This is a genomic window from Streptomyces niphimycinicus (assembly GCF_018883605.1).
Classification (GTDB): domain Bacteria; phylum Actinomycetota; class Actinomycetes; order Streptomycetales; family Streptomycetaceae; genus Streptomyces; species Streptomyces niphimycinicus.
On the sequence record NZ_JAHLEM010000904.1, the window covers coordinates 1 to 6,371 of the forward strand.

At 72.5% G+C, this 6,371-nt stretch carries 6 protein-coding genes; 2 read left to right on the forward strand and 4 right to left on the reverse strand.

Going from position 1 to position 6,371, the window contains the following annotated elements; translation table 11 throughout:
* Positions 1 to 244 precede the first annotated feature (244 nt).
* Positions 245 to 958 carry a B3/B4 domain-containing protein gene (locus tag KN815_RS45105; protein ID WP_216347598.1) on the forward strand — a complete coding sequence of 238 codons (714 nt, stop codon included), beginning with the start codon at positions 245 to 247 and terminating at the stop codon, positions 956 to 958.
* A 157-nt stretch (positions 959 to 1,115) separates the two neighbouring features.
* Here the strand turns inward: KN815_RS45105 and KN815_RS45110 are convergent, their stop codons facing one another.
* Positions 1,116 to 1,331, reverse strand: a complete 216-nt coding sequence (locus KN815_RS45110; protein ID WP_216347599.1) for a hypothetical protein — start codon at positions 1,329 to 1,331, stop codon at positions 1,116 to 1,118.
* A 72-nt stretch (positions 1,332 to 1,403) separates the two neighbouring features.
* Positions 1,404 to 2,993 (reverse strand): acyl-CoA mutase large subunit family protein, encoded by a 1,590-nt coding sequence (locus tag KN815_RS45115; RefSeq protein ID WP_216347600.1) that lies wholly within the window; start codon positions 2,991 to 2,993, stop codon positions 1,404 to 1,406.
* A 150-nt stretch (positions 2,994 to 3,143) separates the two neighbouring features.
* On the opposite strand from KN815_RS45115, the gene KN815_RS45120 reads away from it, so the two are divergent.
* Positions 3,144 to 4,040 (forward strand): L,D-transpeptidase family protein, encoded by an 897-nt coding sequence (locus KN815_RS45120; protein ID WP_253209646.1) that lies wholly within the window; start codon positions 3,144 to 3,146, stop codon positions 4,038 to 4,040.
* 239 nt (positions 4,041 to 4,279) lie between these two features.
* Here the strand turns inward: KN815_RS45120 and KN815_RS45125 are convergent, their stop codons facing one another.
* Together KN815_RS45125 and KN815_RS45130 are read right to left on the reverse strand one after the other, a co-directional pair.
* Entirely contained in the window at positions 4,280 to 5,494 is a 1,215-nt protein-coding gene (locus KN815_RS45125; RefSeq protein WP_216347601.1) for a hypothetical protein, read from the reverse strand.
* On the reverse strand, positions 5,494 to 6,177 hold the full coding sequence (locus KN815_RS45130; protein ID WP_216347603.1) for an RNA polymerase sigma factor: 684 nt from the start codon (positions 6,175 to 6,177) through the stop codon (positions 5,494 to 5,496). The genes KN815_RS45125 and KN815_RS45130 overlap by 1 nt, the downstream gene beginning before the upstream one ends.
* Positions 6,178 to 6,371: the final 194 nt, after the last annotated feature.

Genomic DNA, 6,371 nt, shown 5'->3' on the forward strand with positions numbered 1-6,371 from the left:
CGGGGCGGCGGCCGGGGCGGCGACCGCCTTCGGCTGCGCGATACCCACGCCTGAGGCGGCGAGGGCGGTGGCGGCGAGGAGTGCCCGGCGGCGGGGGCCGGAGTGGGAAGCAGGTGTGGTCATGCCGAAGAGCGTTCCTTGTCCGGCCCTACGCCACCATCAGGCCGCCCACCGTCTCAGGGGTGGGGTTGACCCCAGCGCCCGTACATCACACTGCACCGCACCGTATGCCATAGTGGACCGCATGACGAACGACGCCGCAGCCTGGCTGGACTCCGCCGCCATCGACCCCGCCGTGCACGCCCTGCGCCCCGACTACCGGGCACTGCTCATCACCGCCGAGGGGCTGCGCCCCGGGCCGAGCGACGAGCTGAGCGAGCGGCTGCTGGCCGGCGCCGAGCAGGCGGCGCGGGAGCGGTTCGGGGACGGCCCGGTGGAGGAGCATCCGCACCTGGCCGCCTGGCGCGAGGCGTTCCGCGCCTTCGGCGCGAAGCCCCAGCGCACCCGCCCCAGCGCGGAGGCACTGCTACGGCGGGCGCCCGCCGGGCTGCCCCGGGTGGACCGGCTGACCGACATCTACAACGCGATCTCGGTCGCGCATGTGATCCCCCTGGGCGGCGAGGACCTCGACCACTACGTGGGCGCGGCCCGTCTCGTACGCGCCGAGGGAGACGAGACCTTCGAGACAACGGCCGGTGGCGAGCCGGTGCTGGAGCACCCGGCGCCCGGCGAGGTCGTGTGGCGCGACGAGGCAGGCGTCACCTGCCGCCGCTGGAACTGGCGCCAATGCACCCGGACCCGCCTCACCCATGCCACTACCCGGGCGATGTTCGTGCTGGACGCGCTGGGCCCGATGGACGACACGGCCCTGAAGGCAGCCGGTGACCAGCTCATGGAGGCCCTGACGACCGCCGGCCCGGGCGTGAGGCTCGCGTCCAGGCTGGTGAGCGCGCCGTAGCGAGACCGCTGGGGCGGCGGGCCCGGCGGATCTTTCCCCTACCCGCCCCTTCCCGCAGCCAAGGCCCTCGCCCCGCACCCCCAGGGTCTGGGGCACAGCCCCACCACGCAGCGGAGCCGCAAATCGATGGTGCGGGTAGAGGAACAGCCGTCGCGGGCTAGAACAGCGACTGCTGCCCCGGCGTCGGCGGCTCGTCGTTCCCGAAGAGCTTCGGCGGAGCAGTGAGCAGCGGCGCGATCCGTCGCGAGCCGGGGCAGGAGATCAGCTCGAGCGCGGAGCGCCGACCCGGCGGGTCGTGGCGGGCGAAGCGCCCGCCGACGACCGCGATCTCACGGGTGCAGACCGGGCAGGCGCGGCGGGGTGACGACGACATGGGTCCAGTGTTACCCAACCCCCTGACAACCTGCCCCGGACCGGCCCCCAGCCCGACTCCAGCCCGGCCGGCTCAGAACGCGTCCACCGGCCTATACGTCCCCCACACCTCCCGCAACGCGTCGCACACCTCACCCAGCGTGGCCCGCGCCGCCAGCGCGTCCTTCATCGGGTACAGCACATTCGCCGTGCCCGGCTCGCTCTCGGCGGCCTTCCGCAGGGACGACAGGGCCGCGCTCACCGCCGAGCGGTCGCGTTCGGCGCGCAGCCGGGCGAGCCGGTCGCGCTGCCGGGTCTCGATCTCCGGGTCGACGCGCAGCGGCTCGTACGGTGCCTCCTCATCCAGTTGGAAGCGGTTGACGCCGACCACCACCCGTGTTCCCGCGTCCGTCTCCCGGGCGATCCGGTAGGCGCTGCGCTCAATCTCCTCCTTCTGGAAGTTCCGCTCGATGGCGGCCACCGCACCGCCCAGGTCCTCGACCCGCCGCATCAGGTCGACGGCCGCCGCCTCGACCGCGTCGGTCAGCGACTCGACGGCGTAGGAGCCCGCGAAGGGGTCCACGGTCGCCGTCACATCGGTCTCGTACGCCAGCACCTGCTGGGTGCGCAGCGCCAGCCGGGCGGAGGTGCCGGTCGGGAGCGCGATGGCCTCGTCGAAGGCGTTGGTGTGCAGCGACTGGGTGCCGCCGAGCACGGCGGCCAGGCCCTGCACGGCCACCCGCACGAGGTTCACCTCGGGCTGCTGCGCGGTGAGTTGGACCCCCGCGGTCTGCGTGTGGAAGCGCAGCATCTGGGACTTCGGATCACGCGCGCCGAACTCCTCCCGCATCACCCGCGCCCAGATCCGCCGCGCGGCGCGGAACTTGGCGACCTCCTCCAGCAGCGTGGTGCGGGAGACGAAGAAAAAGGAGAGCCGGGGTGCGAAGTCGTCGATGTCCATCCCCGCCGCGACGGCCGTACGGACGTACTCGATGCCGTCGGCCAGGGTGAAGGCGATCTCCTGCGCGGGCGAGGCCCCGGCCTCCGCCATGTGGTAGCCGGAGATCGAGATGGTGTTCCACTTGGGCAGCTCGGCCTTGCAGTACTTGAAGATGTCGGCGCCCAGCCGCAGCGAGGGCCCGGGCGGAAAGATGTACGTGCCGCGGGCGATGTACTCCTTGAGGATGTCGTTCTGGATGGTGCCGGTCAGCCGGTTCCCGGCCACGCCCTGCTCCTCGGCCACGAGTTGGTAGAGGAGCAGCAGCAGGGCCGCGGGCGCGTTGATGGTCATGGAGGTCGAGACCCGGTCCAGCGGAATGCCGCCCAGCAGCACCCGCATGTCCTCGACCGAGTCGATGGCCACGCCCACCTTGCCGACCTCGCCGTGCGCGAGGGGGGCGTCGGAGTCGTAGCCCATCTGGGTCGGCAGGTCGAAGGCCACCGACAGGCCGGTGGTGCCGTGCTCGATCAACTGCCGGTAGCGGGCGTTGGACTCGGCCGCGGTGCCGAACCCCGCGTACTGCCGCATCGTCCAGGGGCGGCCGGTGTACATCGTCGGATAGACCCCGCGGGTGAAGGGGTACTCCCCCGGCTCGCCCAGCCGCCCGGCCGGATCCCAGCCGCTGAGCGCGCCGGGCCCGTACACCGGCTCGACGGGGAATCCCGACTCCGACTCGCGCGCCATGGGTCCACGCCTCCTGGTGGCTGATACCGGGCGTTCTCCCGGTACGGGGCCTTGTTCACAGCATGCGTCGATGTTCACCCCCTGGCAGCTTCGGGAAGCATTCAGAGCAAAAAGATCAACAAAAAGATCAGCAGGGGAGTGGGGGTTCAGATGCACCGGACAGCGGTGGTCGGCACAGCGCTGGCCACGGCCACGGCGGCGGCACTGGTCGCGGGGTGCCGGGCGGGGGAAGCGACCGTGGACGGCCGGGGGCAGGAGAAACCGCAGGCCCGGGCCAGTACGAGCACACCCGCGCGGGAGACGCCCCGGCCGCATCGCACGTTCACGCACAAGGCCGAGCCCAAGCCCAAACGGGTCGTGGCGCCGCCGCGCACCACGAGGCCCGTCACACCGCGGCACACCGCGCCGAGGGTGACCCCGCCCGTGATCGCCGTCGGCACCAGCGGGGACCGGGTGCGCGAGCTCCAGGCGCGGCTGCGCGCGCTCGGCCTCTTCAACCGGAACCCGACGGGCTACTACGGCACCATCACGCAGGCGTCCGTCAGCGCCTACCAGCGGGGCCACGGCCTCTCGGTCACCGGCTCGGTGAGCCCGCGCACCTGGTCCTCACTGCGCTCGGCGACCAAGACGCCCACGCACGACCAGCTCTATCCGCCGACCACGCTGCCGCTGGCCAAGCCGGATCCGCGGTGCCTGACCGGCCGGGTGCTGTGCATCAGCAAAACCAGCCGCACCCTGGCCTGGATGGTGGGCGGGCGGGTGGTGTCGGCGATGGATGTGCGCTTTGGCTCGGAGTACACCCCGACCCGGGAGGGGCTGTTCCAGGTCAACTTCAAGAGCCGGGACCATGTGTCGACGATCTATCACACCCCGATGCCGTACGCGATGTTCTTCAGCGGCGGCCAGGCGGTGCACTACTCGTCGGACTTCGCCGCCCGCGGCTACAGCGGCGCCTCCCACGGCTGCGTGAACGTCCGCGACAAGAAGAAGATCGCCGCGCTCTTCGCCAAGGTCAAGGCGGGCGACAAGGTCGTGGTTTACAAGTAAGGCCGCAGCCATCAATTGGGCGACCCCGACGGCGAGGACCCGGTCCGCGAGAGCGGCGCCGGTTGAGAGCGCAAAGAGGGGGCGGCGCGGGCAGAGCCGGGGGAACGTGCTCTGCCCGCGCCGAATGCGCGGAGCCGTCGGTACGGGGGGAACCTCGGCTCCTGCGCGGCCGATGACCAGTCGGCCCGTTTCTTTCAGCGTCACCGCTGAAAAAAACGTCACACCTGGGTGCCGGAGTCTCAGCCGGCACCCGTTTCCGTGGCCGTCACCGGGTCGGTCGACGCCGCCGAGTCAGCCGCGGGCGTCAGTGTCGTGGTGGCGGTCGGCGTGCCGGTGGTGCCGGTGGTGTCGCTCGGCGGAGGAGGGGGCTGGGGGACCGTGGTGTCGTCCCCGCCACCTTTTCCCGGATCACCACCGGAGCCGCCACCGCTGTCCGAACCACCACCGTCACCGGAGCCGGAGCCGGGGCCGGGGCCGGAACCGCCCTGCCCGCCGTTGTCCCCGCTGCCGCCGCCGTTGTTCCCGTTGCCGCCGCCGTTGTCCGAACCGCTGTCGGTGTTGTTGTCACCGCCGTGGCCCGAGCTGTCGTCGCTGCGCGGGGTGCCCGCGCTGTCGTCGGCGAGGACCTGGGTGCAGTAGCCGTGGATGGCGGAGGCGCTCCCGGCCGCCTTCGTCAGCTTCTTCAGCGACTTCTCGTCGAGGTTCGTGCCGCCCAACTCCGCGGCCAGGTAACGGGGGCAGATGTGGAGGGCCCATCCCGGGGTGCCATGCTTCCCGTTCGACGAGGGGTCCTTCGGCTTCCCGTCCTTGCCCTTGCCGCCGTCCTCCGGAGCGGGGCTGACGGTTCCGCCCTGGGCGCCGTTCGAACCCACATCGCTGGCATCGTTGTCGCCTGAACCACTGGGACCAGGCGTCGTCGTACCGCCGTCCTCGGAGATCTCCGGGCGGGCGGATTCCCCGCCGGGTCCGGCGTCCGACTTGCTCACAGAGGGGCCCGGGGTGTGGTGGCTCGGCCCGAACGGGGTGGGCAGCACACCCGCCGCGGCCGCGACCGCGAAACCGCTCAGCGCACCGCCGGCCACCATCGCGATCATGCCCGCCCGCAGCGGGTGGCGCAGTCGCGGCTGTCTCTCTCTGAACTGCCGGATCCGCCCCGGCCGCCGGGCCACACCCGGTTCGGCGACGGCTTCCGCTTGGGCCTCGGCCTCGACCCGGGCGGCCCGGAAGGCGGCCATGGCCGCCTCCTCGCCCGGCAGCGCGGACGCGTCGGAGGGGGCCGCCGGGCGGCCCGCTCCGGCGACGGCGCTGAGCACGGCCGCCAACCGCTCCGCTTCGGCATATGACTCGTCGCCCCGGCCGTCGGGAGCCCCGGGCTGCCCCTCGACCGGTTCGCCGCGAAGCAACCGCTCCGCGACACTGTCATCCAGCCAGCTATAGCGGTGGTCTTCGGCCATCACATGTCCTTCTGCGTTGGCGCGCGTGAATCCGTCACACCAGCAGACTTCGCCGCACCCGGCTTGGTTGCTCCGCCGCCGTGTGACTCACGTTGCCCCGGGATCCCCTCGCGCACCGCGGGATCGCCCCCGGCCGCCGGGCCGATCAGGTCGGCGAGCCGCCGCAGGCCCCGGTGGGCGGCCGTGCGTACCGCCCCCGGCCGCTTGCCCAGCACCGCGGCCGCGCTCTTGGCGTCGAGGCCGAGGACCACCCGGAGCACCACCGCCTCGGCCTGGTCCTGCGGAAGCTGGGCGATCAGCCCGAGCGCCCGGCCGGTGCCGAGGGCCTCCATCGCCTCACCGGCGGTGTCCGCGTCGGACGCGCGGAACTCCAGCTCCGACTCATCGCCGCCGATGGCCGGGCGGCGGCCGCGCATCCGTATGTGGTCCAGCGCGCGATTACGGGCTATCCGAGCCGCCCAGCCCCGGAAGCGGTCGGCGTCTCCACTGAAGCGTTGCAGGTCACGGGCGATCTGGAGCCATGCTTCGGAGGTGATGTCCTCCGCGTCTCCGTCACCGACCAGCGTGCGCACATAGCCGAGGAGACGAGGGTGCACGGACCGGTAGACGGTCCGGAAGGCGGTCTCGTCCCCTTCCTGCGCCGCGAGTACCGCGGCGGTCAGTTCCGCGTCGTCGCCCTGCACGCTCTCTTCCTGCCCCACTCGGAGAATCCGTGGTCCAGTCGATTCCGGTGTAGCCGCGGGCTAGCCCTGCCCGTAGGGCGGGTACTGCTGACCGGGCTGGCCGGGCTGGCCGGGCGGCGAGGTCGGCGGGGTCGGCGGCATGTGAGGGGCGCCGTACGAGCCGGGCCCGGGGGCCGGCGTGCCGTACGAGCCGG

Coding starts and splice junctions, on each gene's coding strand:
- KN815_RS45105 (WP_216347598.1), top strand. CDS start 245: ATGACGAACGACGCCGCAGCCTGGCTGGACTCCGCCGCCATCGACCCC.
- KN815_RS45125 (WP_216347601.1), bottom strand. CDS start 5,494: ATGGCCGAAGACCACCGCTATAGCTGGCTGGATGACAGTGTCGCGGAG.
- KN815_RS45115 (WP_216347600.1), bottom strand. CDS start 2,993: ATGGCGCGCGAGTCGGAGTCGGGATTCCCCGTCGAGCCGGTGTACGGG.
- KN815_RS45120 (WP_253209646.1), top strand. CDS start 3,144: ATGCACCGGACAGCGGTGGTCGGCACAGCGCTGGCCACGGCCACGGCG.
- KN815_RS45110 (WP_216347599.1), bottom strand. CDS start 1,331: ATGTCGTCGTCACCCCGCCGCGCCTGCCCGGTCTGCACCCGTGAGATC.